At 58.4% G+C, this 24,376-nt stretch carries 25 protein-coding genes and 1 tRNA gene; 13 read left to right on the forward strand and 13 right to left on the reverse strand.

Features of this window, described 5'->3' with window-relative positions; translation table 11 throughout:
* Positions 1 to 4: 4 nt before the first annotated feature.
* Both J7416_RS10130 and J7416_RS10135 read right to left on the reverse strand, forming a co-directional pair.
* The gene (locus J7416_RS10130) at positions 5 to 988 is read right to left on the reverse strand and encodes a glycosyltransferase family 2 protein (RefSeq protein ID WP_209224632.1); all 984 of its coding nucleotides are present in this window, start codon (positions 986 to 988) and stop codon (positions 5 to 7) included.
* Positions 989 to 1,137: 149 nt separating this feature from the next.
* A tRNA-Leu gene (locus tag J7416_RS10135) sits at positions 1,138 to 1,224 on the reverse strand.
* Between the two features lie 142 nt (positions 1,225 to 1,366).
* Here J7416_RS10135 and J7416_RS10140 point away from each other — a divergent pair.
* Both J7416_RS10140 and lipB read left to right on the forward strand, forming a co-directional pair.
* A complete protein-coding gene (locus tag J7416_RS10140; RefSeq protein ID WP_209224634.1) occupies positions 1,367 to 2,026 on the forward strand; it encodes a DsbA family oxidoreductase in 660 nt (219 codons plus the stop codon).
* Positions 2,027 to 2,065: 39 nt separating this feature from the next.
* The gene (lipB, locus tag J7416_RS10145; RefSeq protein WP_209224636.1) at positions 2,066 to 2,722 is read left to right on the forward strand and encodes a lipoyl(octanoyl) transferase LipB; all 657 of its coding nucleotides are present in this window, start codon (positions 2,066 to 2,068) and stop codon (positions 2,720 to 2,722) included.
* Positions 2,723 to 3,236: 514 nt separating this feature from the next.
* Here the strand turns inward: lipB and J7416_RS10150 are convergent.
* Positions 3,237 to 3,656 (reverse strand): HIT family protein, encoded by a 420-nt coding sequence (locus J7416_RS10150; RefSeq protein ID WP_209224638.1) that lies wholly within the window; start codon positions 3,654 to 3,656, stop codon positions 3,237 to 3,239.
* 290 nt (positions 3,657 to 3,946) lie between these two features.
* Between J7416_RS10150 and ctaD the strand changes: the two genes are divergently transcribed.
* The 3 genes from ctaD to J7416_RS10165 all read left to right on the forward strand — a co-directional run bounded on the left by ctaD (position 3,947) and on the right by J7416_RS10165 (position 6,906).
* The gene (ctaD, locus tag J7416_RS10155; RefSeq protein WP_209224639.1) at positions 3,947 to 5,605 is read left to right on the forward strand and encodes a cytochrome c oxidase subunit I; all 1,659 of its coding nucleotides are present in this window, start codon (positions 3,947 to 3,949) and stop codon (positions 5,603 to 5,605) included.
* 162 nt (positions 5,606 to 5,767) lie between these two features.
* Positions 5,768 to 6,367 (forward strand): 2-hydroxychromene-2-carboxylate isomerase, encoded by a 600-nt coding sequence (locus J7416_RS10160; protein ID WP_209224641.1) that lies wholly within the window; start codon positions 5,768 to 5,770, stop codon positions 6,365 to 6,367.
* A gap of 44 nt (positions 6,368 to 6,411) precedes the next feature.
* Positions 6,412 to 6,906 (forward strand): DUF2244 domain-containing protein, encoded by a 495-nt coding sequence (locus tag J7416_RS10165; RefSeq protein ID WP_209224643.1) that lies wholly within the window; start codon positions 6,412 to 6,414, stop codon positions 6,904 to 6,906.
* A gap of 20 nt (positions 6,907 to 6,926) precedes the next feature.
* On the opposite strand, the gene J7416_RS10170 is transcribed toward J7416_RS10165, so the two are convergent.
* On the reverse strand, positions 6,927 to 7,412 hold the full coding sequence (locus J7416_RS10170) for a GatB/YqeY domain-containing protein (RefSeq protein ID WP_209224645.1): 486 nt from the start codon (positions 7,410 to 7,412) through the stop codon (positions 6,927 to 6,929).
* A 183-nt stretch (positions 7,413 to 7,595) separates the two neighbouring features.
* Between J7416_RS10170 and carA the strand changes: the two genes are divergently transcribed.
* Together carA and J7416_RS10180 are read left to right on the forward strand one after the other, a co-directional pair.
* On the forward strand, positions 7,596 to 8,762 hold the full coding sequence (gene carA / locus J7416_RS10175) for a glutamine-hydrolyzing carbamoyl-phosphate synthase small subunit (protein WP_209224647.1): 1,167 nt from the start codon (positions 7,596 to 7,598) through the stop codon (positions 8,760 to 8,762).
* 82 nt (positions 8,763 to 8,844) lie between these two features.
* Positions 8,845 to 10,713 carry a glycosyltransferase gene (locus J7416_RS10180; protein WP_209224649.1) on the forward strand — a complete coding sequence of 623 codons (1,869 nt, stop codon included), beginning with the start codon at positions 8,845 to 8,847 and terminating at the stop codon, positions 10,711 to 10,713.
* 3 nt (positions 10,714 to 10,716) lie between these two features.
* Here the strand turns inward: J7416_RS10180 and J7416_RS10185 are convergent, their stop codons facing one another.
* Positions 10,717 to 11,364, reverse strand: coding sequence for a GntR family transcriptional regulator (locus J7416_RS10185; protein ID WP_209224651.1), 648 nt, complete (start codon positions 11,362 to 11,364; stop codon positions 10,717 to 10,719).
* 100 nt (positions 11,365 to 11,464) lie between these two features.
* On the opposite strand from J7416_RS10185, the gene J7416_RS10190 reads away from it, so the two are divergent.
* The 3 genes from J7416_RS10190 to J7416_RS10200 all read left to right on the forward strand — a co-directional run bounded on the left by J7416_RS10190 (position 11,465) and on the right by J7416_RS10200 (position 13,716).
* On the forward strand, positions 11,465 to 12,109 hold the full coding sequence (locus tag J7416_RS10190; protein ID WP_209224653.1) for a pyrimidine 5'-nucleotidase: 645 nt from the start codon (positions 11,465 to 11,467) through the stop codon (positions 12,107 to 12,109).
* Positions 12,110 to 12,194: 85 nt separating this feature from the next.
* Positions 12,195 to 12,443 carry a hypothetical protein gene (locus tag J7416_RS10195; RefSeq protein WP_209224654.1) on the forward strand — a complete coding sequence of 83 codons (249 nt, stop codon included), beginning with the start codon at positions 12,195 to 12,197 and terminating at the stop codon, positions 12,441 to 12,443.
* 76 nt (positions 12,444 to 12,519) lie between these two features.
* The gene (locus J7416_RS10200) at positions 12,520 to 13,716 is read left to right on the forward strand and encodes a UbiH/UbiF family hydroxylase (protein WP_209224656.1); all 1,197 of its coding nucleotides are present in this window, start codon (positions 12,520 to 12,522) and stop codon (positions 13,714 to 13,716) included.
* 10 nt (positions 13,717 to 13,726) lie between these two features.
* Here J7416_RS10200 and J7416_RS10205 read toward each other — a convergent pair whose 3' ends face one another.
* Positions 13,727 to 14,854: an aminotransferase class V-fold PLP-dependent enzyme gene (locus J7416_RS10205; RefSeq protein WP_209224658.1), complete on the reverse strand. Its 1,128-nt coding sequence runs from the start codon at positions 14,852 to 14,854 to the stop codon at positions 13,727 to 13,729.
* 317 nt (positions 14,855 to 15,171) lie between these two features.
* Between J7416_RS10205 and J7416_RS10210 the strand changes: the two genes are divergently transcribed.
* On the forward strand, positions 15,172 to 15,786 hold the full coding sequence (locus J7416_RS10210; RefSeq protein WP_247744233.1) for a GntR family transcriptional regulator: 615 nt from the start codon (positions 15,172 to 15,174) through the stop codon (positions 15,784 to 15,786).
* 6 nt (positions 15,787 to 15,792) lie between these two features.
* Here J7416_RS10210 and J7416_RS10215 read toward each other — a convergent pair whose 3' ends face one another.
* A complete protein-coding gene (locus J7416_RS10215) occupies positions 15,793 to 16,251 on the reverse strand; it encodes an Lrp/AsnC family transcriptional regulator (protein ID WP_209224662.1) in 459 nt (152 codons plus the stop codon).
* Positions 16,248 to 16,703: an Lrp/AsnC family transcriptional regulator gene (locus J7416_RS10220; protein WP_209224664.1), complete on the reverse strand. Its 456-nt coding sequence runs from the start codon at positions 16,701 to 16,703 to the stop codon at positions 16,248 to 16,250. Before J7416_RS10220 ends, J7416_RS10215 begins: the two co-directional genes overlap by 4 nt.
* 132 nt (positions 16,704 to 16,835) lie before the next feature.
* On the opposite strand from J7416_RS10220, the gene ilvC reads away from it, so the two are divergent.
* Positions 16,836 to 17,858, forward strand: a complete 1,023-nt coding sequence (gene ilvC / locus J7416_RS10225; protein ID WP_209224666.1) for a ketol-acid reductoisomerase — start codon at positions 16,836 to 16,838, stop codon at positions 17,856 to 17,858.
* A gap of 72 nt (positions 17,859 to 17,930) precedes the next feature.
* Positions 17,931 to 18,833 (forward strand): DMT family transporter, encoded by a 903-nt coding sequence (locus J7416_RS10230; RefSeq protein WP_209224668.1) that lies wholly within the window; start codon positions 17,931 to 17,933, stop codon positions 18,831 to 18,833.
* Here J7416_RS10230 and glmM read toward each other — a convergent pair.
* The 5 genes from glmM to J7416_RS10255 form a co-directional block, all read right to left on the reverse strand.
* Entirely contained in the window at positions 18,830 to 20,173 is a 1,344-nt protein-coding gene (gene glmM / locus J7416_RS10235) for a phosphoglucosamine mutase (RefSeq protein WP_209224670.1), read from the reverse strand. The genes J7416_RS10230 and glmM overlap by 4 nt on opposite strands.
* 34 nt (positions 20,174 to 20,207) lie before the next feature.
* Positions 20,208 to 21,206 (reverse strand): dihydropteroate synthase, encoded by a 999-nt coding sequence (gene folP, locus J7416_RS10240; protein WP_209224672.1) that lies wholly within the window; start codon positions 21,204 to 21,206, stop codon positions 20,208 to 20,210.
* Positions 21,203 to 22,123, reverse strand: a complete 921-nt coding sequence (locus J7416_RS10245) for a dihydroneopterin aldolase (RefSeq protein ID WP_209224674.1) — start codon at positions 22,121 to 22,123, stop codon at positions 21,203 to 21,205. The genes folP and J7416_RS10245 overlap by 4 nt, the downstream gene beginning before the upstream one ends.
* Positions 22,124 to 22,225: 102 nt before the next feature.
* Positions 22,226 to 23,596 (reverse strand): multicopper oxidase family protein, encoded by a 1,371-nt coding sequence (locus J7416_RS10250; protein ID WP_247744234.1) that lies wholly within the window; start codon positions 23,594 to 23,596, stop codon positions 22,226 to 22,228.
* 76 nt (positions 23,597 to 23,672) lie between these two features.
* Complete coding sequence (locus J7416_RS10255) at positions 23,673 to 24,314, reverse strand: cell wall hydrolase (RefSeq protein ID WP_209224676.1); 642 nt, start codon at positions 24,312 to 24,314, stop codon at positions 23,673 to 23,675.
* Positions 24,315 to 24,376 lie beyond the last annotated feature (62 nt).

Consider the following 24,376-nt stretch of genomic DNA (forward strand, 5'->3'; position numbering starts at 1 on the left):
GCGATCAGATCAGGTTGTCAGCCAACCAGGCGCGAAACTCGACCCATTCGGGGCGCATTTTGATTTCGGACACCTTGTCACGATGCCACGCACAGGCCTGAGTGTGAAGGCCACGCAACTGGGGGTCGGCTTTCAACTCTTCCAACAAGGGTGCCGCTCGGCGAGCTACAGGCAATATCGATTGGTCCGTTTCCTTGTTGGCATTCATGTCCTGCCAATAGGATTGCCCCTGATCCACCCGGATATGGTTCGTCCGCCCGCGGTCTCGTTTGACCAGAAATCCGTCCATGGACCGGACCGAGTAATGGTGGATTCGCCCCAAAGAGTGATCGAAGTTACGCCACGCCCGCCAACCCACTTTGTCTGCTGGGAACAGATTGCCCCCGGCGTCTGACCAAGCAATGTCTGCCGCTTGTTCATCGTCAAACCCTTTTGGACGATGCGGCCCGAAACGGGTGAATTTACCGTTGTTTCGGAACAGTGTCTTCAGGCCATAGGCGCGCCCCGAATGATATGGGAATTCCTGATCCCCCATCAAAAACGCCTCGGTCACCGGTTTGTCTTCAAAACTGATATTGCCGGAGCTGCCGAACAGTTTCCACGCGAAAGAAATCGCATCAACGGGCTGCCCTGCCCGGCCTTCCACCTCGGCGATCAGGTCATGGAAACTGTTATCGCCGCAGCGGATGTTCCAGAATTCGTCCACATCCAGACACAACAGCCAATCAGCCTCTTTCACCTTGGGCTGACGACGCGCGCGGCGCAGCATCTGGTGCTGGGGGTTACCGCCTTCCTTAACCTCGTTACTGACATGAGTGGCCAAGCCAAGCTCTTGCAGTCTGGTGGCGATCTGATCGGTTCCGTCGTCACAATCGTTGGTGAAAATCACAAAGTGATCGACACCAAGTGTTTTATGAAACGCGACCCATTCCAGCATGTAAGGGCCTTCGTTCTTCATTGTTGTGAACACGGTAATGGTCTGAGGCATTAACACTCTTCCGGCTTGGTATTGCCCTACTCATACACATCCCCGCCAGCATGGGCGAGACTGGAAATCGCGGTCTGGGGACTCGGGGCGCGAGTGGTGCAACTCTACACTGTAGAGAAACCGAGAAATGGTGAATATCTGCTTAATTTTGGTGCGGTCGAGAAGACTCGAACTTCCACGGGAGTTACCCCACAGCGACCTCAACGCTGCGCGTCTACCAATTCCGCCACGACCGCACTGCCAATGACTTGGTAAAGGGGCGTATAGACGGTGGCGTTCAGGATGTGAAGAGGCAAAAAACACGTCCGTTTGAATTCCTTTTCTCCGTTTATATCTGTACCACAGACCGAACCCGTCGCCACTTCCCGGAGCCCGATCATGAGCGCGCAAGATCCCCGTCCCGTCATTCAGATCGACATCGTCTCGGACGTTGTCTGCCCGTGGTGCATCGTGGGTTTTCGCCAGCTTGATCAGGCTTTGCGCGAAGAGGGTGTGCTTGCCCAGCTGAGGTGGCATCCGTTCGAGCTGAACCCGGAAATGCCGCCCGAAGGGCAAAACCTGCGCGAGCACATCATGGAGAAGTATGGCTCGACCGCCGAGCAGAGCCAACAGGCCCGCGACCGCCTCATCCAGATCGGGGATGAACTGGGGTTTGTGTTCAACTTTGATGACGACAGCCGCATCGTGAATACCTTTGCCGCCCATCAGTTGCTGGATTGGGCCGACACTCAGGGCCGCCAGCATCCTTTGAAGATGGCCTTGTTCGACGCCTATTTTACGAACCAGCGCGACGTATCGCAGACCGACGTTTTACTGGATGCAGTGCGAACCGCCGGGCTTGACCCAGAGGCCGCCCGTGTCGCTCTGAACTCGGGCGATCATATTGCACCGGTTCGCGAACGGCAGCGTTTTTGGTCGGGGCACGGCATCTCGGGTGTTCCGTCGATGGTGTTTGGTGGCAAGTACCTTGTCACCGGGGCGCAAGGGGCTGAGACATATGCCGAGGCAATCCGGCGTTGCCTGGCCGAGGCCGCGTAACCTCTTTTCTTCGCCCTGCCCTGACGGTAAGGAACCGCTATGGAATGGAAGATCACTGACGGGCTAACCGACTATACCGACGCCGTTGCCTTTATGGAGGCACGCGTGGCCGCGATTGCGGCTGGTGAAGCCGAGGAATGCGTCTGGCTGCTGGAGCACCCTCCGCTTTATACCGCCGGAACATCTGCACGGATCGAAGACCTGACCGACCCCGATCGATTTCCGGTCTACGAGGCCAAGCGCGGGGGCGAGTACACCTATCACGGACCCGGTCAACGCGTTGCCTATGTGATGCTGGATCTCAACAAGCGCGGCAAGGACGTGCGCAAGTTTGTCAAACAGCTTGAGGAGTGGGTGATCGCGGCCCTGGCCGAGTTCAACGTGCATGGCGAAATCCGCGAAGGTCGCGTGGGCGTGTGGGTCAAACGCAACGACAAGCCACTGACCGCGTCCGGCCAAACAGCCGAAGACAAAGTGGCCGCCATCGGCCTGCGCCTGCGCAAATGGGTGAGTTTTCACGGCATCTCGATCAACGTGGAACCGGACCTCGAACACTTTTCGGGCATCGTCCCCTGCGGCATCACCGAACATGGGGTCACCTCGCTGGTCGACCTGGGTTTGCCGGTGACTCTGGCTGATGTGGACACCGCCTTACAAAAGACATTTTCGGAAGTGTTCGACCCGGTGAGCGCCTGAAACCCACCGGACGAATCGCTCAACTACCACCGAAGCGTTAACAATCCCGACACGACGCAGCATTCTGTTTCCAGAGCGCACCAAAATTTCCCAACGACTACGGCAGAACTGGGCAAAATTAAGGAAAAACTCACTCAAATAGATACACGGCGCTTGTTTGCGGTTAGTATGAATTCACCGTTCTTAGAGTGAGTGGTGTGTTAACCGGTGATCTTGGGAAAACCCATGTAATCGGAAAAAGTTTTTGTTAACGAGTCTGCCGTTCCGACCCCAAATCGGAGCGGCAATTCGTATCCAACTCTGCCCCCAGCCCAAATTGCGTGCGAAACCGAACGACTCGGCTAAGACGCTGCCCGGCCATTTCTGCGTCAGCATAGCTTGTACGGGTCACTGCCGGTCAGCTTACACATCGGGATGTTGGTCACCCGCATTCAATCGTGTCACTGCCTTGGTTCCCGCGCTCCGTCGGCTATTCGTAACCAGAGGCCTGACCCCTGTCTCTGACATCAATTTATCAGCCCATCGCGGCTTTGATCTTTTCAGCGTGTTCGGCGATCAGATCAAAGTCCCCCATCGTGCCCGGTGCTCGGACTGCGACACCGTCGTGGCGCGGCAGGACGTGGAAATGCAGGTGGAAAACCTCTTGCCCACCTGCCGCCTCGTTGAACTGCTGGATCGTGACCCCATCCGCGTCGAATGCAGCGACAACGGCCTTGGCCATTTTCTGAACCGTCGCCATGACCGCCGCCAGTTGTTCGGGCGACGCGTCCAGAATATTGCGGCAGGGTGTTTTCGGGATTACCAAAAGATGCCCATCAGCGCGTGGCATGATGTCCATGAACGCCAGCGTATCGTCATCTTCGAACACGCGCGTCGAGGGGATTTCGGCGCGCAGAATCTTGGCAAAGATGTTTTCGGGATCATAGGCGGTCATATCAGTTCTCCGATTGGAATGTTGCCGACAGTTCTGCGGTGCTGCCGGGCGCGGGTCAAGCAAGGAAGGCATGCTGTTGCCTACCCTCTTGAAATCCGACCCATCGTACCCAGATGAATGCCGGATTTGATCGGTTTTTCGCGCGTCACCCTCCTGCCCGCGACAATTATTCTTGATCCAGATCAAACTCGATCATTGCAGGCGTCTCTTTCGCATTCTAAAACCAGCAGGAATCCCGCGCGCTGGAGAGGTCCGGCTGCGCGGTGCAGTTGCAACAGGAGGCACCTATAATGGCAGACGCAGCCATTCATGGTCACGACCATGAAGACCAGCGCAGTTTTTTCCAGCGCTGGTTCATGTCGACCAACCACAAGGATATCGGGATTCTCTACCTGATCTTCTCGGCTCTCGCCGGTCTGATCTCGGTTTTGATGACTGTTTATATGCGGCTTGAACTGATGCACCCCGGTGTTCAGTACATGTGCCTTGAAGGCTTCATGGCCGATCCTTGTACCCCCAACGGACATCTTTGGAACGTTATGATCACCTATCACGGTGTTCTAATGATGTTCTTCGTGGTCATCCCCGCCCTGTTCGGCGGATTTGGCAACTATTTCATGCCGTTGCAGATCGGCGCGCCGGATATGGCGTTCCCGCGCATGAACAACCTGTCCTTCTGGCTGTACGTCGCTGGTACGTCGCTGGGCGTGGCTTCGCTGTTATCTCCGGGCGGTAACGACCAACTTGGTTCAGGTGTGGGTTGGGTTCTGTACCCACCGCTGTCGACGACCGAGGGCGGCATGTCCATGGACCTTGCGATTTTCGCCGTGCACGTATCGGGCGCCTCCTCGATCCTCGGCGCGATCAACATGATCACCACCTTCCTGAACATGCGTGCCCCGGGCATGACCCTGTTCAAGGTGCCGCTGTTCAGCTGGTCGATCTTCGTCACTTCGTGGCTGATTCTGCTGTCCCTGCCGGTTCTGGCGGGCGCGATCACCATGCTGCTGATGGACCGCAACTTTGGCTTCACCTTCTTTGACCCGGCCGGTGGCGGCGACCCGATCCTGTATCAGCACATCCTGTGGTTCTTCGGCCACCCGGAAGTGTACATCGTGATCCTGCCCGGCTTTGGTATCATCAGCCACGTCATCGCGACCTTCTCGCGCAAGCCTGTCTTCGGCTACCTGCCGATGGTCTGGGCGATCATCGCGATTGGTGTGTTGGGCTTTGTCGTATGGGCGCACCATATGTACACAGTTGGCATGTCACTGCGTCAGCAGGCGTACTTCATGCTGGCCACGATGGTCATTGCGGTTCCGACCGGCGTTAAGGTCTTTTCGTGGATCGCGACCATGTGGGGCGGTTCGATCGAGTTCAAGACACCGATGCTGTTCGCCTTCGGCTTCCTGTTCCTGTTCACCGTTGGCGGTGTGACCGGCGTTGTGCTGTCGCAGGCCGGTGTGGACCGCGCTTATCACGACACCTACTACGTCGTTGCGCACTTCCACTACGTGATGAGCTTGGGTGCAGTCTTTGCGATCTTTGCAGGGGTGTACTTCTACTTCTCGAAGATGACGGGTCGTCAGTACTCGGAGTTCTGGGGCAAGGTGCACTTCTGGATGTTCTTCATCGGTGCTAACCTGACCTTCTTCCCGCAGCACTTCCTGGGCCGTCAGGGCATGCCGCGCCGCTATATCGACTATCCTGAAGCGTTCGCTCAGTGGAACTTCGTGTCGTCGATTGGTGCGTTCATCTCGTTCGCCTCGTTCATGCTGTTCTTCGGCATCGTCATCTACGCCCTGTTGCGTGGTGCGAAAGAAACGCGTCCGAACCCGTGGAACGAATACGCGGACACGCTGGAATGGACCCTGCCCACCCCGCCGCCCGAGCACACGTTCGAGCAGCTGCCCAAGCAGGAAGACTGGGACAAGGGCCACGCGCACTGATCCCGTCGTAAACGAATTTCAAAGCCCCGCCATGTGCGGGGCTTTTTTGTAGGCATCAGCAACTTTTCGATTGTCCCAAATCAACCTTCAGGCAGGCGCATTCGAAAACCTGACCGTTTTAGGGTATCATGCATCTGGAAACTCTGAGATCGGAGTGAACAGATGCCTGAGATTGATTTTTGGTATTCCATCGGCAGCACTTACAGCTTCCTGACCATTATGCGCCTGGATGACTGGTGTGATGAGCATGACGCGACCGTGAATTGGCGGCCGTTTAACGTACGCACCGTGATGTCCGAGCAAAAGAACATCCCCTTCGCGGGTAAGCCGGTCAAATCCGCCTATATGTGGCGCGATATCGAGCGCCGTGCGGCCAAATACCACCTGCATGCCAAACTGCCCGCACCCTACCCGATCTCGGATCTTGCGCTCGCCAATCAGGTGGCCGTGTTGGGCATGACGGATGGCTGGGGCAAGTCGTTTACCCAAAACCTCTATCGCATCTGGTTCGAAGAAGGTATCGAAGCCGGCAACGAGAGCGCCGTCTCTGAGGCTTTGCACCGATGCCAGCAAGACCCGCGCCTGACACTTGCCCGCGCGCGTAGTCCGGACACGATCGCCTTGCTTGAGGCTGAAACCGAACAAGCAACGCGGCTGGGCGTATTCGGTGCGCCCAGCCTGGTTGTGCGCGGCGAGGTCTTCTGGGGTGACGACCGTTTGGACGACGCGCTATCCTGGGCCAGGGTTGGCCACGTTACCTGATTTTTCCTGTTAGACACCTGCACCTGTTGCGCTAATTTCGCCCCATGCCTTATCGATGGAATCACACCTCAAGTTCCGAGCAGGAGTTGCGCCTTTGGCCCCATAACTCACTGCCCCCACGCTGGGCCATGCGTGTGGTGTTTGCGGTGTTTCTGTTCGGCCTGATTCCACTGATGGCAGTGTTGGGCTCGGTTTTGCTGTGGGGGCTGCTGCCCTTCATGCTACTGACCGTTCTGGGGCTCTGGCTGGCGATCCAGTCGAACTACAAGGCACGTAGTGTATTCGAAGTGCTGACCCTGACCGGCACACAGGCCCACCTTATTCAGCACCACCCAAGACACGGGCAGCAGGAATGGTCTTGCAATCGCCATTGGGCGCGACCTGAAATGCATGAGCACGGTGGTCCCGTCCCTCACTACGTGACCCTGAACGGAGGTGGTCGGGAGGTCGAGATCGGAGCATTCCTATCCGAAGAAGAGCGGATTGCACTTTACGATGAGCTCACAAAAAAACTGCGCGAACCCGTCGCGCAGTTTTAAGCATTAGTCAGTGAAATAGATCAGCAGCCGCCGTTTGTAGCAGCGCAAAGCTGATCTTTGACCATCGGTCCAACTTTTCCGAAGTCCATCCGACCGGTGTAACGGGTTTTCAACTCACCCATTACCTTGCCCATATCGCGGATCGATCCGGCGCCGGTGGCCGTGATCGCGATCTGAATGGCCTTGGACACCTCGTCCTCGTCCAGTTGCTTGGGCAGGAATTCCTCAATGACCTCGACCTCGCGCAGTTCGCGCTCGGCCAGATCAAGACGCCCACCCTCTTCATAGGCACGGGCACTCTCTTTGCGCTGCTTGGTCATTTTTCCAAGGATTTCAAGCACCTCGGCATCGCCGCAGCCCTTGGCCTCTTCGTTGTCCGACGCGCGCGAGGCGATGTCACGGTCCTTGATTGCAGCATTGATCAGACGCAGCGTCGACAAACGCTCGGCATCTTTGTCTTTCATTGCTTGCTTAAGGGCTGTGTTCACCCTTGATCGCATATCCATATGTTCTGTCCATCCCCATGGCAAAGGAACCCCGACCATATCGAAACAAAAAGCGCGATACAACAGGGGCCGCATATGCCTAACCCATTGATTTATAACGATAGCCCAAAAATTGAACACACTTGACCCAGCGCGATAACCCCCTTAGGTATGCGCCGATTTACCCTGCAGGAGAGTCGCGCCATGGCCCAGAACGCCCCGTCCAAGCCCACCGCATGTCTGGCATTGGCCGACGGTACATTGTTCTACGGGATCGGCTTCGGCGCGACCGGTCAGACCGTGGCCGAACTGTGCTTCAACACCGCGATGACCGGCTATCAGGAAATCATGACGGACCCCTCGTACGCGGGCCAGATCGTGACCTTCACCTTCCCTCATATCGGCAATGTCGGCGTGAACCCCGAGGATGACGAGACGAGCGACCCGGTGGCCGCGGGGATGGTCGTCAAATGGGACCCGACCGAGCCATCAAACTGGCGCTCGGCCGAAGAGTTGAAGACATGGCTTGAGCGTCGCGGGCGAATCGCCATTGGCGGCGTCGACACCCGCCGCCTGACCCGCGCCATCCGTCAACAAGGCGCGCCGCACGTGGCCCTGGCCCATGACCCCGAAGGCAATTTCGATATCGAGGCGCTGGTTGCGGCCGCCCGTGGTTTTGCCGGTCTGGAAGGCATGGATCTGGCCAAGGATGTCACCTGCGCCCAAAGTTATCGCTGGGACGAGATGCGTTGGGCCTGGCCGGAAGGTTACAAGCGTCAGGAAGCTCCGGTGCACAAGGTTGTCGCCGTCGATTTCGGTGCAAAGCGCAACATCCTGCGTTGCCTCGCTTCGGCAGGCTGCGATGTTACGGTCCTGCCCGCAACGGCCACCGCTGCCGAAGTGTTGGCTCACAACCCCGATGGCGTGTTCCTGTCCAATGGCCCCGGCGACCCGGCTGCCACAGGCGAATACGCCGTTCCGATGATCAAAGAGGTTCTGGACACCACCGACCTGCCCGTCTTTGGTATTTGCTTGGGACACCAAATGCTGGCGTTGGCCCTTGGTGGACAGACTGTCAAAATGAACCACGGCCACCACGGCGCGAACCACCCGGTCAAGGATCTTGAGACAGGCAAGGTTGAGATCACATCGATGAACCATGGCTTCGCGGTCGACGCTCAATCGTTGCCCGAGGGCGTGATGGAAACGCATCGCTCCTTGTTTGACGGCTCGAACTGCGGCATCCGCATGACGGATCGTCCAGTGTACTCGGTTCAATACCACCCCGAAGCCTCGCCCGGCCCGCAGGACAGCTTCTATCTGTTTGAACGCTTCGCAGATGCCATGGCAGTTAAGAAAGCACAGGCTTAATCGCTGCATCGTTCAGTGTTAACCTACTGTTAACCCTAATTGAGCAACCCTGACGCCCGGGTTTCCGCGTCAGGGTTTCTTTATGGTTGAACATAACCTGCAGCATTTCGTGCGCGCCGCGCCGATTTCTGTCCGCGCGCGAAAACCCCTTGGGACTTGTCTGGTCGACAAGGGGTACATAACCCCGGAACAGCTTGAAAAGGCCCTGCGTCTTCAGACCAGACAACAAGCACCGTTAGGCGAAATCCTTGTGGGCGAAGGGTGGATTGATCGCACCCAGGTGATCGACACACTGGCAGAGCAGACCAGCCTTCAACGCGCCGATTTGAATAGCATTCCGCCAGAACGCGCCCTGAGTAATCTCAAACCAGTTGAGTTCTGGCTGAAACACAATGTCATCCCATGGCAGCGCATTGGCCCCATTTTGCTGATCGCAACCGCTCAACCGGACCGTTTCGAAGCAGTCCGCTCAGCCCTGTCCGAGACCGAATTTACCGTTACGCCGGTGCTGGCCGATCCTAGCCAGATTGATCAAGCTATTGCGCAGGCGTTTTCGGGAACACTGGCCAAGACGGCAGAGACACGGGTCGACCCGGATCAAAGTTGCCGATCCTGGACCCCTAAGGCACGCGTGGGGCCTGTCGTCGCCCTTTTGGGTCTGGTGAGTTTTTTCGCCGCTTTTCCGACCGCCGGGCTGACTATTCTTCTATTTGCAGCGGTTTTGTCCCTTCTCTTGTTCATGGCTTTACGCGTGGTCGGTCTGGTCTCATACCTGACACGCGGAGATCCGGCCCCTCCTGCCTCTGCGCCTGTTCCACTGCGCCTGCCCCGTGTTTCGATACTGGTGCCCCTGTATAAAGAACGAGAGATCGCCGGGGCGCTGATAAAGCGTTTGCAACGCCTGAGCTATCCGAAGGCCCTACTGGATGTCATTTTGGTGCTGGAAGAGGCGGACGCGGTCACACGCGCGACGTTGGAACAGGTGGCGTTACCCAGTTGGATGCGAACTGTCTCGGTGCCCGAGTTGAACGGGCTGACAACAAAACCTCGGGCGATGAACTACGCGCTGGATTTTTGCCGAGGTGACATTCTGGGCGTCTGGGATGCCGAAGACGCGCCACAACCTGATCAGATCGAACGCGTGGTCCAACATTTTGCACGGGTCGGTGAAGACGTTGTATGCCTTCAAGGTGTGCTCGACTACTACAACCCACGCACCAGCTGGCGGGCGCGTTGTTTCACCATTGAATACAACAGCTGGTTTCGGGTCGTCCTGCAGGGCATAGCGCGTATGGGCCTGGTCGTCCCATTGGGCGGCACAACGTTTTTCTTTCGCAGGGACAAGTTGCTGGAACTAGGTGGCTGGGATGCCCACAACGTCACCGAGGACGCGGATCTGGGCGTGCGCCTCAGCCGCGCTGGGTATCGGACCGAGATGGTTGATACCACGACCTATGAAGAGGCGAACTTTCGTGCCTGGCCATGGGTCAAACAACGTTCACGCTGGCTCAAAGGATTCATGGTGACCTATTTGGTGCACATGCGCGCACCTTTGCGCCTGTTACGGGACCTCGGGCCAAAGCGATTTCTGGGTGTTCAGGCTTTTTTTCTTGGCACAATCGGACAGTTCCTTTTGGCCCCGGTCCTATGGCTGTTCTGGCTGGCGACGCTGGACTTGCCCGGCCCGTTCGATCCGGTCTTACCCAACTGGGCTTTCTATGCGCTGATCGGTCTTTTTCTGGCGGCCGAGATCACCAATCTGGCCGTCGGGATGCTTGCCGTGTCAGCGCGCGAAAGACGGTTTCTGTTGCCGTTGGTGCCCACCATGCCATTGTATTTTCCACTGGGAGTGTTGGCGGCCTACAAAGCCCTCTGGGAACTGGCAAGCAACCCTTTCTACTGGGACAAGACACAGCATGGTCAGGCCTGCGAAGAGACGCATATCCAGTGACGCTCAATTCTCGCGCAGCACAGCGTCCTGTTTCAGACGGGTCATGAACGCGACAGAGATATGATCCTTCAGCGCTCGTTCAGCGGCTGCTTCGTCCCGCGCGGCGATCGCCTCGACGATGCCTTTGTGTTCGCTCTGTGCGATCTCACCTCGGCCCTGCACCGCAAGCGAGGTTGTGGCCATCAACGCCATCGTACGGTGCACAAGGTCCAGTTGCTGGACCAAATAGCGGTTGTGCGAGGCAAGATGAATCTGCTCGTGAAAGCGCCGGTTGGCTCGTGACAGCGCCGTTGGGTCATCCACCAGTGCATCGTCTGCGGCGACCATATCCTGCAGAACCTTGATCTCTTCTTCGGTGGCGTGTTTTGCCGCCAGCTTGGCCGCCAGACCCTCAAGCTCGCGCCGAACCACGTACAGCTCGGCCATCTGGTTGTGATCCAGCGAGGCCACGATCAGGGACCGACCATCCCGTTCCAGCAGGGATTGCGTCTCCAACCGCTGAAGGGCTTCGCGGATCGGTGTACGCGAGACGCCAAAGCGCTCGGCCAGCTCGCTTTCGACCAACCGATCGCCGGGCTTGTAAACGCCTACGTCAATTGCTTCCAGAATAAGGCTGTAGGCGTCTTTGTTGGGCTGTCGGGACTGCGGCATGGGGTGATTGTTCTCCTCGTTCGGATATGTCTATCCGTCTCTGTGCCCCGCAATCAAGTGCAGCATTGAAAACCGGTGCTCAGCGCCCTAAACCCTGATCATGGTCAAACCTTCCTTTTCGCACGTCACCCAGTGGGTGTTCGACCTCGACAACACACTGTACCCGCCGCATATGCAGCTGTTCGATCAGATCGAAGTTCTGATGACAGATTACGTGGTGCAGGCCATCGGCGTCGAACGGGCCGAGGCAGATCGTCTGCGGTCACATTATTGGCGCGAGTACGGCACCACGCTGGCCGGTTTGATGGCCGAGCACGACCTGGACCCTGACCCTTATCTGCACGCTGTGCATCAGGTGGATATGACCCACCTTGACCCCGACGCCGAACTGGCCGACCACATCCGGTCCCTGCCCGGCCGCAGGATCGTCTACACCAACGGCAGCGCGCCTTACGCGGAAAGGGTGCTGGAGGCGCGCGGTCTCAGCGGATTGTTCGATGCGATCTACGGCGTGGAACATGCGGGCTATCGCCCAAAACCTGAACAGGCCGCATTCGAAACGATCTTTGCGCAGGATGGAATCGACACTGCCCAAGCCGCCATGTTCGAAGATGATCCGCGCAATCTGGCCGCCCCTCATGCGATGGGAATGCGCACTGTTCATGTGGCGCCCGAGCCGCATGAGGCCGATCACATCCACCATCATACCGACGATTTGACCGCGTTTCTGGCCCGCCTGCGATAGGCTGTCACACTGCGACGATCTGCACATTCTGCAGCTGCAGCATCGACCCTATATGCGCCTTGCGACGAACAGAATCGGAGACCCCATGAGCGCGATCGAGATGCCCGGACGCCTGCCTATCTGGCAGCGCCTTTTGTTTGCAATCCCCTTGTTTGGCTGGATGGCCAGGGATGTCGCGCATGGCAAACCCGAAGAGTGGGGCTATACCGCAGTAGCGATTTTCAGCATGTGGGGCTGTTCGGCCCTTCTGTTCGGACTGCCGGGTCTGTACATCCCTGCGGTGATGATGGTGCCGGTGATGTTCCTGATCCTCCTCCTGATTTCACGGGGCTGACGCACGGGACAGGATGTCACTTGGCACCCACGGTGGAACCGCACTAGGTTCTGTCCAACACGCGGAGGCCAAGGTCATGAAAGACAGCTGTGACATCCTGATTTCCGGCGGAGGAATCGCCGGGCTGACCGCTGCGGCGGCCTTTGGAACGGCCGGATTCGACGTCGTCTGCGTCGACCCGACCCCACCGATCACCGAGCGTGACGTTGACGGGTCCGACCTGCGGACCACGGCATTCTTGCAACCTGCACACGGCCTTTTGGAGCAGTGCGGGTTGTGGCAACGGCTGGACGAACACGCGGCCCCGCTGCAGATCATGCGCATTGTAGACGCAGGCGGCGATGTGCCCGAACCTCGCGTCGTGCGCGATTTCAATGCAGCGGATATCTCGGACCAACCCTTTGGTTGGAACCTGCCCAACTGGCTGCTGCGGCGCGAGATGGTGGCAAGACTGGCCGAGTTACCCAACGTAGATTTTCGGCCCGGAACCGGAACCACCAGCCTGTTCACCCGCACCGCCGAAGCCCGCGTTGGGCTGAGCGACGGCAGCCGCATTCGGTGCAAGCTGGTGGTTGCTGCGGATGGTCGAAACTCGCCCATGCGTGAAGCAGCTGGGATCAATGTTCATACGACCCGATACGGACAAAAGGCGCTGGCCTTTGCGGTTACGCATCCGATCCCGCACGACAATGTTTCAACCGAGATTCACCGCTCGGGCGGGCCATTCACCCTTGTGCCCTTGCCCGACTGGCAAGGGCAGCCGTCCTCAGCGATCGTCTGGATGGAGCGCGGGCCGCGTGCGGTTGAGCTGCTGAACACCGAACCCGAAGCCTTCGAAGACTTGATGACCGAACGCTCCTGCGGGTTGTTCGGGCCGCTGAAGCTGGCTTCGCGCCGGACCATCTGGCCGATTATCAGCCAGTCGGCAGAACGCCTGTCCGGCGAACGGATCGCCCTGATGGCCGAGGCCGCGCATGTCGTGCCTCCCATCGGCGCGCAAGGCCTGAACATGTCGCTGGGAGATCTGCGCAGCCTGCTGGACTTGGCGCAAGCCCGCCCCGAAGGTTTGGGTGACGCGCAGATGCTTGATGCCTATCACAAGGCCCGCCATACCGAGATCGAGATGCGCGTCAAAGGCATCGACTTGCTGAACCGCGCCTCGATGATCGAGGCGCGGCCTTTGCGGGATGTAAGGGCAATGGGGCTGAACGCCCTCTATTCCCTGCCACCAGTGCGCAAGACACTGATGCAGATGGGCCTCGGCGTACGCTGAGGCTTTGCACTTAAATGACCTGATCCAACACGCGTTTTAGCCGCGCGATCGTTCCATCTACGTCATACAGCTTATCCAGACCGAACAGGCCCAGCCGGAATGTGCTGAACCCTTCGGGCTCATCACACTGCAACGGCACGCCTGCGGCGATCTGCATGCCCAGGGCCGCAAACTTTTTGCCGTTCTGGATTTCGGGGTCTGCTGTGTAACTGACCACCACCCCCGGTGCGCCGAATCCGTCAGCGGCGACCGAGACGATGCCCTTGTCTTTCAACATGGCCCGCACGCCATCCCCCAACGCCCATTGCGCATCGCGCAGCTTTTCGAACCCATAGTCGCGCGTTTCGATCATCGTGTCCCGGAACGCTTTCAACGCATCGGTGGGCATGGTCGCGTGATACGCATGCCCACCATTTTCATATGCCTGCATGATCTGACGCCATTTCTTCAGGTCGACGGCAAAGCTGTCTGACTCCGTTTCCTGCAGACGAGCCTCAGCCCGATCGGACAGCATGACCAGACCGGCACATGGCGACGCGCTCCAACCTTTTTGCGGGGCCGAGATCAGGACATCCACACCGGTCGCCTTCATATCGACCCAGGCGCAACCGGATGCGATGCAGTCCAGCACCATCAACGCCCCGACCTCATGCGCCGCCGCAGCCATGGCGGTCACGTAGTCGTCGGGCAGAATGACACCGGCCGAGGTTTCCACATGCGGGGCAAACACAGCATCCGGGCGCTGTTCCCGAATTGTGGCCACAACCTCTTCGATCGGGGCTGGTGCAAAGGGCGACGGGCTGGAATTACCGGTTTGCCGGGCCTTGAGAACCGTGGCGGACGCCGTGAGGCCGCCGGTTTCGATGATTTGGCTCCACCGATAGGAAAACCATCCGTTCCGCACGACCATAACATTGGCATTGCGCGCGAATTGCCGGGCGACAGCTTCCATCCCATAGGTGCCGCCACCCGGAATGACGGCCACGCCCTCGGCATTATAAACGTCCTTAAGCAACTCTGAGATGTCGCGCATCACTTGCTGAAACTGCGTCGACATATGGTTCAGAGACCGATCCGTAAAAACGACCGAGAACTCTTCGAGCCCTGAGGGATCAACTGTATCCAAAAGCGCAGGCATTCTGTGTCCTTTCAAATTTTCACAAAGGGCTAACCGACCGGGATCATTGTGTCGAGGTTCGTACTCAACTTCAAAAATTGACCTGAGGGAACCCTGAAAAATTGTATTCCGGGCGCAACTTAATGCTCGTAATTGACAACAAATGACGCCAATTAGTGTCAGCGCCCTTTACACTCTGACGTGTTTCTGACCAGATGAGTTCACTTTGCGGAAGAAAGGTATTTCAGCACGTGAATGCGCATAAGCGGATCAGCTTTCAAGTTGTAAGAGACGAAGTCAAACGCCGAATCGAAAGTCGAATTTGGCCGCAAGGGTCTTTGCTGCCGACGGAAACGCAGCTCGCGGAAGAGTTCAATTGCGCCCGTGCAACGGTGAACCGGGCCCTGCGCGAGTTGGCAGAACAAGGCTTTGTCGAGCGAAAGCGAAAGAGCGGGACCCGGGTTAAGAAAGAACCCAGCAAACACGCGAAGCTGGAGTTTTCTCTGGCACGTCAAACCGTTGAGAAGCAAAACGCAACCTACCGATATGCGCTTGTCGAGCGCAACGTGGTCGCAAGCCCCGGTTGGCTAGCCTCGCAGATCGGAGTGGAGCCCGACATTCGTGTCCTGCATGTGATCTGTATGCACTATGCCAACAACCGGCCCTTCCAGTTGGAAGAACGCTGGATCAACATTGAAGCCGTACCCGAGGTCGAACATGCCGATCTCAGCAACCACGGACCGCATGAGTGGCTGCTGAACGCTGCCCCGTTTACCGAAGCCGAAGTCGCCTTTTGCGCGATCTCTGCTGATGGGCGCCTGGCGGAGTTCATGGGAACGACTGCGGGCACCTCGATGATTCAGCTGGAACGCACCACCTGGAAAGACGGAAAGCCAATGACCTTTGCGCGGATGACGCACCATCCCGGCTATTGCATCCGCACGCGGTACTAAAGCGGGCTAACCGATCGGGCCAGGCAGTCGTTCTTCACTCAGCAGAACGTTGGCCTCGACATCCCCTGCGCCGGGCAGAGTCATGATCCGTCGGCGCAAGACGCGTTCAAAGTCGGACAGATCGCGGGCCACAACCCGCAAGCGATAGTCGTACAGTCCCAAAACGTGCTCAACCGTCTGAACTTCGGGAATAGCACTGACGGCGCGCTCAAAATCTTCCAGACTGACTTGCCCTTTTCGCGCCAGCTTCACGCCCAAAAACACGGTAACACCGAACCCCAAAGCATCGGCATTCAGGCGCAGCCGTCGACCCTTGATGATGCCCGAGGTTTCCAACCGTCGGATACGTCGCCATGTCGCCGGTTGCGACAAACCCAGTTTACGCCCCAGCGCTCCGGCGCTTTGCGACGAATCCTGTACCAAGGCACACAGAATTTTGCGGTCCAGATCATCCAAGTCTGTCATACCGGCAAGACCTCTTCGCTTTTGACCCGTGCGATATGCATCAGCGCCTCGATATCCGCGATATGCGGCAAGGTCAGAATACGGTCACGATACAGCTGCTGGTAGTGGGACATATCCCGCGCCAGCACCGACAAGCGCACGTCCACGCGGCCCAGAAACGTCTGCAATTCGATCACTTCGGGCACTTGGCGCGCGGCGGCGGTGAATTCGTCAAAGGCGCGCGACTGTGTCTTGTCCAGCGTCACCCGCAACGAAACTTCGACCGCATAGCCCAAAGCGGCCCAGTCGATCACGGCCTCTTGCCCCAGGATGATTCCTGCGGCCTGCATCTTTTCGACCCGGCGCCAACAAACGCCCTGGCTGATCCGGCACCGCTCGGCCAGTTCAGCCGCCGACAGGCTAGGATCAGCCTGAAAATGGCGCAGGATTCGGCGATCGATATCATCAAGCATGATTTTTCCGTATTTGGCTCACATGGCGAATTATTCTTCACCTTTTCCGCAAATACTCAAGCCCAACCCTATCGCCAATGCCACGCCGGGCGGGTAGAACCCTCGGCAATCTAACCAAAAAGGACCGGCGACATGCGCGTTTATTACGATCGCGATTGCGACATCAACCTGATCAAAGACAAGAAAGTGGCGATCCTGGGATACGGTAGCCAGGGTCATGCCCACGCACTGAACCTGCGCGACTCGGGCGCGAAGAACCTGGTTGTCGCTCTGCGCGAAGGTTCTGCATCGGCCAAGAAAGCCGAAGCCGAGGGTCTGCAAGTCATGGAGATCTCCGAAGCGGCGGCCTGGTGCGACGTCATCATGTTCACCATGCCCGACGAACTGCAGGCAGAAACCTACAAGAAATACGTGCATGACAACATCAAGCCGGGCTCGGCCATTGCCTTCGCCCACGGCCTGAACGTCCACTTCGGCCTGATCGAGCCGAAAGAAGGCATCGACGTCATCATGATGGCCCCCAAAGGCCCAGGCCACACCGTGCGTGGCGAATACGTCAAAGGCGGCGGCGTGCCCTGCCTGGTCGCCGTTGACAGCGATGCAACCGGCAAAGCGCTGGAAATCGGTCTGTCCTACTGCTCGGCCATCGGTGGCGGCCGCTCGGGCATCATCGAAACCAACTTCCGCGAAGAATGCGAAACCGACCTGTTCGGCGAACAAGCCGTTCTGTGCGGCGGCATCGTTGAACTGATCCGTTGCGGTTTCGAAACTCTGGTCGAGGCCGGCTATGCACCCGAAATGGCCTATTTCGAGTGTCTGCACGAAACCAAACTGATCGTCGACCTGATTTATGAAGGCGGTATCGCGAACATGGATTACTCGATCTCGAACACAGCCGAGTATGGCCAGTATGTCACCGGCCCGCGGATCCTGCCCTATGAGCAGACCAAGAAGGCGATGAAAGAGACGCTGTCAGACATCCAGACCGGTAAGTTCGTACGCGACTTCATGCTGGAAAATGCTGTTGGCCAGCCGACCATCAAAGCGGCCCGTCGCCACAACGACGAGCATCAGATCGAACAGGTTGGTAAGAAACTGCGCGACATGATGCCGTGGATTTCCGCCGGCAAGCTGGTCGATCAGGAAAAGAACTGATCCCACCAAGCGAATGCGAAAGGGCGGCCCCGAGGCCGCCCTTTTTTGTCCATACCCAAAGCCGAGACGCAGATGGTCCAACAACCCACATCCCGCGACTGGAGCGGGGTTATCGCCCTGGGACTGATCTGGGGTGGCACCTTCATGGTCGTCGCCATGGCGCTGGAAGGTTATGGGCCGATCACCGTTGCCACTGCGCGCACAACCCTGGGCGCGGTAATGTTGCTGGGGCTGATGGCGGTCACGAACCGGAAAATGCCGACCGGGTCTGCCGCGCTTTGGACCTCGGTGATCGTGATCGGAATTTTGTCGTCAGCGCTGCCCTTCGTACTGCTAAGCTGGGGTCAGCAATACGTACCCTCTGCCTTTGCAGGACTTTCCATGGCCGCAATCCCGCTAATGGTTTTGCCGCTGGCGCATTTCTTTTCGGATGAGCCGTTGAACCTGCGGCGTTTTGTGGGCGTATCTCTTGGGTTCTGCGGCGCATTGGTTTTGATAGGCCCCGGTCTTGCGAACCTTGGTCAAGGGGCCGAGCCGCTGGCGCAGCTGGCCTGTATCGGAGCTGCCTTGTGTTATTCCTTTGCCTCGATTTTCACGCGTCAATGTCCGCCCATTGATCCGGTGGTGCTGGCGGCCCTTACCCTCGTCGTCGGCGCGGTGATCCTGGTGCCGATCATGCTGGCCACCGAAGGGTTACCGACTTGGCAAGGCACGCGTCCCAGCATCGCCATCATCGTGCTTGGACTGGTGCCCACCGCGTTGGCGACACTGCTGCGCGTGTCTGTCATCCGCAGCGCAGGATCGGTCTTCATGACCCTCGTCAACTATCAGGTGCCGGTCTGGTCGATGGTGTTCGGGGCATGGGTTCTGTCCGAATCTCTGCCCCTTCGGTTTTATGCAGCACTAGCCCTGATCCTGACGGGACTTGCCATCAGCCAGTGGTTCAGCCTGCAAAAAATGCTGCTGGGACGTTAACCCGCGACGGCTTCAACCTCGGCAACGATCCCATCGACGACCTGAGTCAGCAGCGCATCATCCTCACATTCCGCCATTACACGGATTAGAGGTTCCGTTCCCGATTTGCGGATCAACAGGCGCCCCTGCCCGTTCAGCCGCGATTCCGCATCCGCAATCGCAGCCTGTACGCTGGCCATTTCAAGCGGGGTCTGCCCTTCTCCATAACGCACGTTCTTCAACAATTGCGGCACGGTTTCAAACTGCACAGACAGGTCCGAAGCTTTGCGGCCTGAAAGAACCATCTCCGCTAGGAAATGGAGGCCCGCCATCAGACCGTCTCCGGTGGTCGCATAATCGCTCATGACGATATGGCCGGATTGTTCACCGCCCAGGTTAAACCCACCATCGCGCATTCGCTCGACAACGTATCGATCACCTACGCCGGTGCGTTCCAGATGCAGGCCCCGGCTTTCCAGATGTCGTTCCAGACCAAGGTTGGACATCACCGTCGCGACCAGAGCACCGCCCTTCAGACGCTCTGCCTTGGCCCAGCTGGTCGCCAGCAAGGCCATCAACTGATCACCATCTGCAATCTGCCCATGCTCATCGACGATGACGACCCGATCGGCGTCCCCGTCCAGACAGATCCCGACATCCGCGCCATGGGCGACAACGGTTTCCGCAGCCAGTTGCGGCTGGGTCGATCCGCAATTGAGGTTAATGTTTTTACCATTCGGTGCGATCCCGACCGGGATCACGTCGGCGCCCAGCTCCCACAGGACCTCGGGCGCGGTGCGGTGCGCGGCGCCATTGGCGCAATCGACAACCACTTTCAACCCGTCGAGACGCAGATCGCGCGGCAGCGAGGACTTCACCCGCTCACCATACCGAAAACGCGCATCGTCAACCCGGCGGGCGCGACCGATATTCTTTGCCTGTGCCGGGCTTACACCCTCGTCAATCAAGCGCTCGATCTCGATCTCGGCCTGATCGGACAGTTTATAGCCATCGGGGCCAAAGAACTTGATACCATTATCTTCGGCCGGGTTGTGGCTGGCAGAAATCATTATCCCCACATCGGCACGCATTGAACGGGTCATCAACCCAACCGCAGGCGTTGGCACGGGCCCCAGCAACAGCACATTCATGCCGGTCGAGGTCAGCCCGGCTGTCAGTGCGTTCTCCAGCATGTAACCGGACAGACGTGTGTCCTTGCCGATCACCACGCGGTGCACATCAGATTGATCGCGACGGAAGTAACGTCCAGCCGCAGCACCGATGCGCAGCGCCATCTCGGCCGTGATCGGATGGGTGTTCGCTGTGCCCCGCACCCCGTCGGTCCCGAACAGCTTGCGCATGGTAATACTCCGTCATTTCTTGCTTGCGATGGGATTAACGGACGGCAGCCCAAAGACGCAAGGCCTGAGCGGTCTCGGCCACGTCGTGCACCCGCAGAATTTGCACGCCTTGTGACAATCCAGCCAGCCCCACCGCGATTGATCCTGGGGCGCGGGCGTCTTTGCGCGGCTCTTTGCCAATCTGGCCGATGATACCTTTACGAGACACGCCCAGCAGAATCGGACAGCCCAGTCCATGGAACAGGCTGAGACCCTGAAGCAGGGCCAGATTGTGCGCTTCGGTCTTGCCGAAACCGATGCCCGGATCGACGATGATCTGGTCTCGCTTGAGCCCGAGCTTTTCCAGATAGGCCACCTGACCGCCTAAGAAATCGTAGACGTCGAGCAGAACGTCGTCATAGCTCGGGTTGTCCTGCATCGTTGCCGGATCACCCTGCATGTGCATCACGCAGACCGGCGCACCGACTTCGGCGCAAAAAGGTGCCAGTTGCGGATCAAAAGTAAAGCCCGAGACATCGTTGATCAGCCCCGCTCCGGCGTCCCACGCCGCCTTTGCGACGGCGGATTTGCGCGTATCGATAGAGATCAGCGTGTTCGTGCGGGCGCGGATCGCCTCGATCAAGGGCCGCGTGCGCGCGATTTCCTCGGCTTCGGATACAAAAGAGGCTCCGGGTCGGGTCGATTCGCCGCCAATATCCAGAATGGTTGCGTCCTCAGACGCCATCAACTCGGCCGCTGCCTGTGCTGCTTGAACCGAGTTGTGTACCCCACCGTCCGAAAAACTGTCCGGTGTCGCGTTTAGAATCCCCATGATATGCGGGCGGTCCATCGCAAGGCCCGAGATGTCGGCGCGCGGACGCGTCAGGCGATCCATCGCTTCGTCGGGCACATTCTCGGCTGCAATGACGCAGGCCTCTTGTTCGCGACTTAACTGTTCGACATGCGTGAACCACAAGGACTGCCCTGCAAGCGGAACCGCACCCGCTGGACGGTTCGGCCCATGCTGAACGAGGGGACGAAAATAGGTGGTCACAGTTGCGCCTGATCCACCGGGATCGCACGAAGCGGCGTTTTAGGGGCGTCTGGCAGCGCGCCACCGATCACCATCATCTCGCTCGCTTCGAAGGTTGCGGCAAACCACGCCGCCAAGGCGACGGCATCGGAGGGTGCCGCAGAAGGTCCGTCGACCGCATCCAGAACGATTTTCGACGGGGCCCAGACGCAGATCTGACCGTTCTTCATGGCCCAGTCCAACTCGGTTCGCGTTGAAACGACCACACAGCGGTGATCTCTGGCGGCCAGCACCCAGGCGTTTTGTTCAATCGCGAGCAGGTCAATCCGGCGTTGCGTCATAGCGTGACCGGTCTGCGAGACAGGCATTTCAGCCGCGCCCACACACAGGATCAGAGGACGTTGGCGGTTTTCCAGCTGGTCGATCCATCCGGTTAGATTGGACGACGTGATCGCTTCGTTGGATAGAAATACCAGCCGTGGATGTGGACGTTCTTCCTCGACCATGTCGTGTTGAACAGCGTCCTTGCCACGTACAATCTCGACCCCCAGCGCGCCCGGGCCACGATCCAGTTTTTCTATTCTCACAAAGGCCCTTACAGCCTGAGGCTCAAGCAAAATGCGCTCAGCCACCCGATCTGCCAGAGTTTCCAGCAGGTTCAGGCGTTCTGCGGCCAGTTCATAGGCAATCGCCTCGGTCACTCGGTCGTAGGACAGGATCCGATCCACATCGTCGTCGATTGGATCCGTCAGCGGGCGCACTTCCACCACGATGTTAAAGCAAATCCGCTGGGTGGTGCCCCGTTCGGCCTGAAACGCGCCGATCTCAACCTCGACAATGTGGTCACGCAGGGAAATACGGTCTAGTGGCCCCCGCGTCGCAGTCGCCTCGGACCGCTCGGAGGGGTGCGCAAAAGCAAGACGGATTTCAGAGCTCATACAGACAAACCTTTTCGGGCAGTGTTCGCGTTTGGGGCAAGCTAAACGATGCCGGGGCGTATAACACCGCGACATGCGTCTTTCCAGCCACAGAAAACGGCGTCAGCTGACGCGAAACCAGCTCATCATACCTGATGCGGCGTGCCCCAGCATGTGGCAATGCAGCAGCCAGTCGCCCGGATTGTCCGCCACAAGCGCGATTTGTCGGGCCTGGCCCCGTTCGACCAACACCGTATCGCGCCAAGGGCCAAGGGTGCCATCCTGCAGCACAACCCGGAAATGATGCCCGTGCAGGTGCATCGCATGCGGAAAGGCTGTTTCGTTCACAAACTCGATCCGATGCGTCTGACCCAGGCGCGCATCCAGAAATGGTTCTTTGGGGCGTTCGGCATATCCGTTTAGCGCCCAGAACCTGCCAAGCTGCGCCAGCTCGCGCCCAGAAAGCTCGGTATCGCCAATCTTCGCCGCATCAAGCCACCGCATCGCACCGCCTTGCATAACCATCCGGTGCAACGGTGCGTCATCGTACTGAACTTCGGGCATGCTATTGGGTGGCAACGGATCAATCTCCTGCCGGGGTGTCGCTGCTGCTCCCTCAGAAACCGGGAACCGCGCTAGACCGAACCCACCGTCCCTTTCGACGCTCACAAGGCTTGCGATCCCTTGCGCCTTAGCGGTCACGTCAACGATCAGATCAACCCTCTGCGCCGGAGCAAGCGGGAATGTTCCCTCAACGGGCAAAGGCTGCGCCAGCGGCATACCGTCCAGCGCGACGATCCAGCCAGTCAGTCCATCCAAACTCAGGTCATAGATCCGTGCGTTGGAAGCATTGATCAGCCGAAGCCGCAGACGCTCTGCGGTCCCGACAGGATAGTCCGGGTCAAACCGACCATTGACGGTCACAAGGTTACCAAGCCTTCCTGCATGGCTCAGGTCGTGACCATTGTCGAAATCGTTGACGATATGCGCAGTGTCGGGGTCAAGCCGCCAGTCATCCAGCATCAACGTCAGATCGCGATCGACATCGGGTGGGCTGGCCTCCTCAACAATCAACGGGCCGTACAATCCGCGTGCGACCTGCTCCATCGAGCGATTGTGCGAATGGTACCAGTACGTTCCGGCATCTGGCGCCACGAAATCGTAGTTAAAACTGGCGCCCGCCTCGACCGCATCCTGGGTCAGCCCCGGCACGCCATCCATGGCATTGGCAATCCGAATACCATGCCAATGCACGGCCGTCGGCTGAGGCAGCTTGTTCACCAGCTTTCGTTGTACGCGTTCGCCCTGCCGAACACGAATATCCAGTCCGGGGACATTGCCGCCATAGGTCCAAACTGGGGTTGTCGGATAGCCTTCGGGCGCGATCTGCTGCACGGCTTCTTGGGCAACCAGATCAGTACTTGCTGCACGCACCCCCATCGGCGCAAGCAACACAGCAGTCGACGTTTGCAGAAACTGTCTGCGGGAAAACATTATGGCGGACCTCCTGGTCCGCTACATAGGACAGAAAACGACCCGCGCCATCAAGGTTCCAGCGCGGGTGCGTCAATCAGTTGCTCGCGGTCCGATAGTTGTGGCGATAGAAAATGTGAACGCCAATCCGGGCCGTTTCTTTGTAGACGCGCGACCACGACGGGCGTACCGCCTTGGTGTGATAATGCGTCGCCCCTTCGGTCAGACCAACGCCAATCCCGTCGATTGCCGCGCGGGCAACCTTGGACACACGCTCATAGGCCTTTTTCTCGCGGATCACTTCCTTTTGGCCGTCACAGGTGTAAGTGAACTGGCACTGGTACTTTTTGCCTGTCCCCTGCTTGATCACCCCACAAAGCGAGTTCGGAAAGCGGCTGCTTTCGACCCGGTTCAGAATGACTTCGGCCACGGCAAACTGTCCGCGAACGCTTTCGCCGCGCGCTTCAAAGTAAAGCGCTTCGGCCAGGCACTTGAAATGCTCGTCCCCTTTTGCGGTTGGCAGTTTGTCCAACCACGCCTTGGAATAAGACACCTTTTCAAGGACCGGCGACTTGCGCGGCTTGAAAAGACCCAGATAGTCACGGAACTTTTGCCCGGGCAATTCGCTTCGGGTGACAAGTTCGCGTTTGGCAGATTCGGTGGCTTCCCTCTCAGCGACGGAAACACTCGGCAGCACGGTTGCCGCCAATGTGGCAACAGCCAGTATGTATCGTAGCATCAGATAACCTCGCACAGGCACATTCAGCGCCAGACCCTCCCCCGGCGGGCGCGACGAGGCTC

Source organism: Ruegeria sp. R14_0 (genome assembly GCF_017743975.1).
GTDB lineage: Bacteria > Pseudomonadota > Alphaproteobacteria > Rhodobacterales > Rhodobacteraceae > Ruegeria.

Coding starts and splice junctions, on each gene's coding strand:
- J7416_RS10130 (WP_209224632.1), bottom strand. CDS start 988: ATGCCTCAGACCATTACCGTGTTCACAACAATGAAGAACGAAGGCCCT.
- J7416_RS10140 (WP_209224634.1), top strand. CDS start 1,367: ATGAGCGCGCAAGATCCCCGTCCCGTCATTCAGATCGACATCGTCTCG.
- lipB (WP_209224636.1), top strand. CDS start 2,066: ATGGAATGGAAGATCACTGACGGGCTAACCGACTATACCGACGCCGTT.
- J7416_RS10150 (WP_209224638.1), bottom strand. CDS start 3,656: ATGACCGCCTATGATCCCGAAAACATCTTTGCCAAGATTCTGCGCGCC.
- ctaD (WP_209224639.1), top strand. CDS start 3,947: ATGGCAGACGCAGCCATTCATGGTCACGACCATGAAGACCAGCGCAGT.
- J7416_RS10160 (WP_209224641.1), top strand. CDS start 5,768: ATGCCTGAGATTGATTTTTGGTATTCCATCGGCAGCACTTACAGCTTC.
- J7416_RS10165 (WP_209224643.1), top strand. CDS start 6,412: ATGCCTTATCGATGGAATCACACCTCAAGTTCCGAGCAGGAGTTGCGC.
- J7416_RS10170 (WP_209224645.1), bottom strand. CDS start 7,412: ATGGATATGCGATCAAGGGTGAACACAGCCCTTAAGCAAGCAATGAAA.
- carA (WP_209224647.1), top strand. CDS start 7,596: ATGGCCCAGAACGCCCCGTCCAAGCCCACCGCATGTCTGGCATTGGCC.
- J7416_RS10180 (WP_209224649.1), top strand. CDS start 8,845: ATGGTTGAACATAACCTGCAGCATTTCGTGCGCGCCGCGCCGATTTCT.
- J7416_RS10185 (WP_209224651.1), bottom strand. CDS start 11,364: ATGCCGCAGTCCCGACAGCCCAACAAAGACGCCTACAGCCTTATTCTG.
- J7416_RS10190 (WP_209224653.1), top strand. CDS start 11,465: ATGGTCAAACCTTCCTTTTCGCACGTCACCCAGTGGGTGTTCGACCTC.
- J7416_RS10195 (WP_209224654.1), top strand. CDS start 12,195: ATGAGCGCGATCGAGATGCCCGGACGCCTGCCTATCTGGCAGCGCCTT.
- J7416_RS10200 (WP_209224656.1), top strand. CDS start 12,520: ATGAAAGACAGCTGTGACATCCTGATTTCCGGCGGAGGAATCGCCGGG.
- J7416_RS10205 (WP_209224658.1), bottom strand. CDS start 14,854: ATGCCTGCGCTTTTGGATACAGTTGATCCCTCAGGGCTCGAAGAGTTC.
- J7416_RS10215 (WP_209224662.1), bottom strand. CDS start 16,251: ATGACAGACTTGGATGATCTGGACCGCAAAATTCTGTGTGCCTTGGTA.
- J7416_RS10220 (WP_209224664.1), bottom strand. CDS start 16,703: ATGCTTGATGATATCGATCGCCGAATCCTGCGCCATTTTCAGGCTGAT.
- ilvC (WP_209224666.1), top strand. CDS start 16,836: ATGCGCGTTTATTACGATCGCGATTGCGACATCAACCTGATCAAAGAC.
- J7416_RS10230 (WP_209224668.1), top strand. CDS start 17,931: ATGGTCCAACAACCCACATCCCGCGACTGGAGCGGGGTTATCGCCCTG.
- glmM (WP_209224670.1), bottom strand. CDS start 20,173: ATGCGCAAGCTGTTCGGGACCGACGGGGTGCGGGGCACAGCGAACACC.
- J7416_RS10245 (WP_209224674.1), bottom strand. CDS start 22,123: ATGAGCTCTGAAATCCGTCTTGCTTTTGCGCACCCCTCCGAGCGGTCC.
- J7416_RS10250 (WP_247744234.1), bottom strand. CDS start 23,596: ATGTTTTCCCGCAGACAGTTTCTGCAAACGTCGACTGCTGTGTTGCTT.
- J7416_RS10255 (WP_209224676.1), bottom strand. CDS start 24,314: ATGCTACGATACATACTGGCTGTTGCCACATTGGCGGCAACCGTGCTG.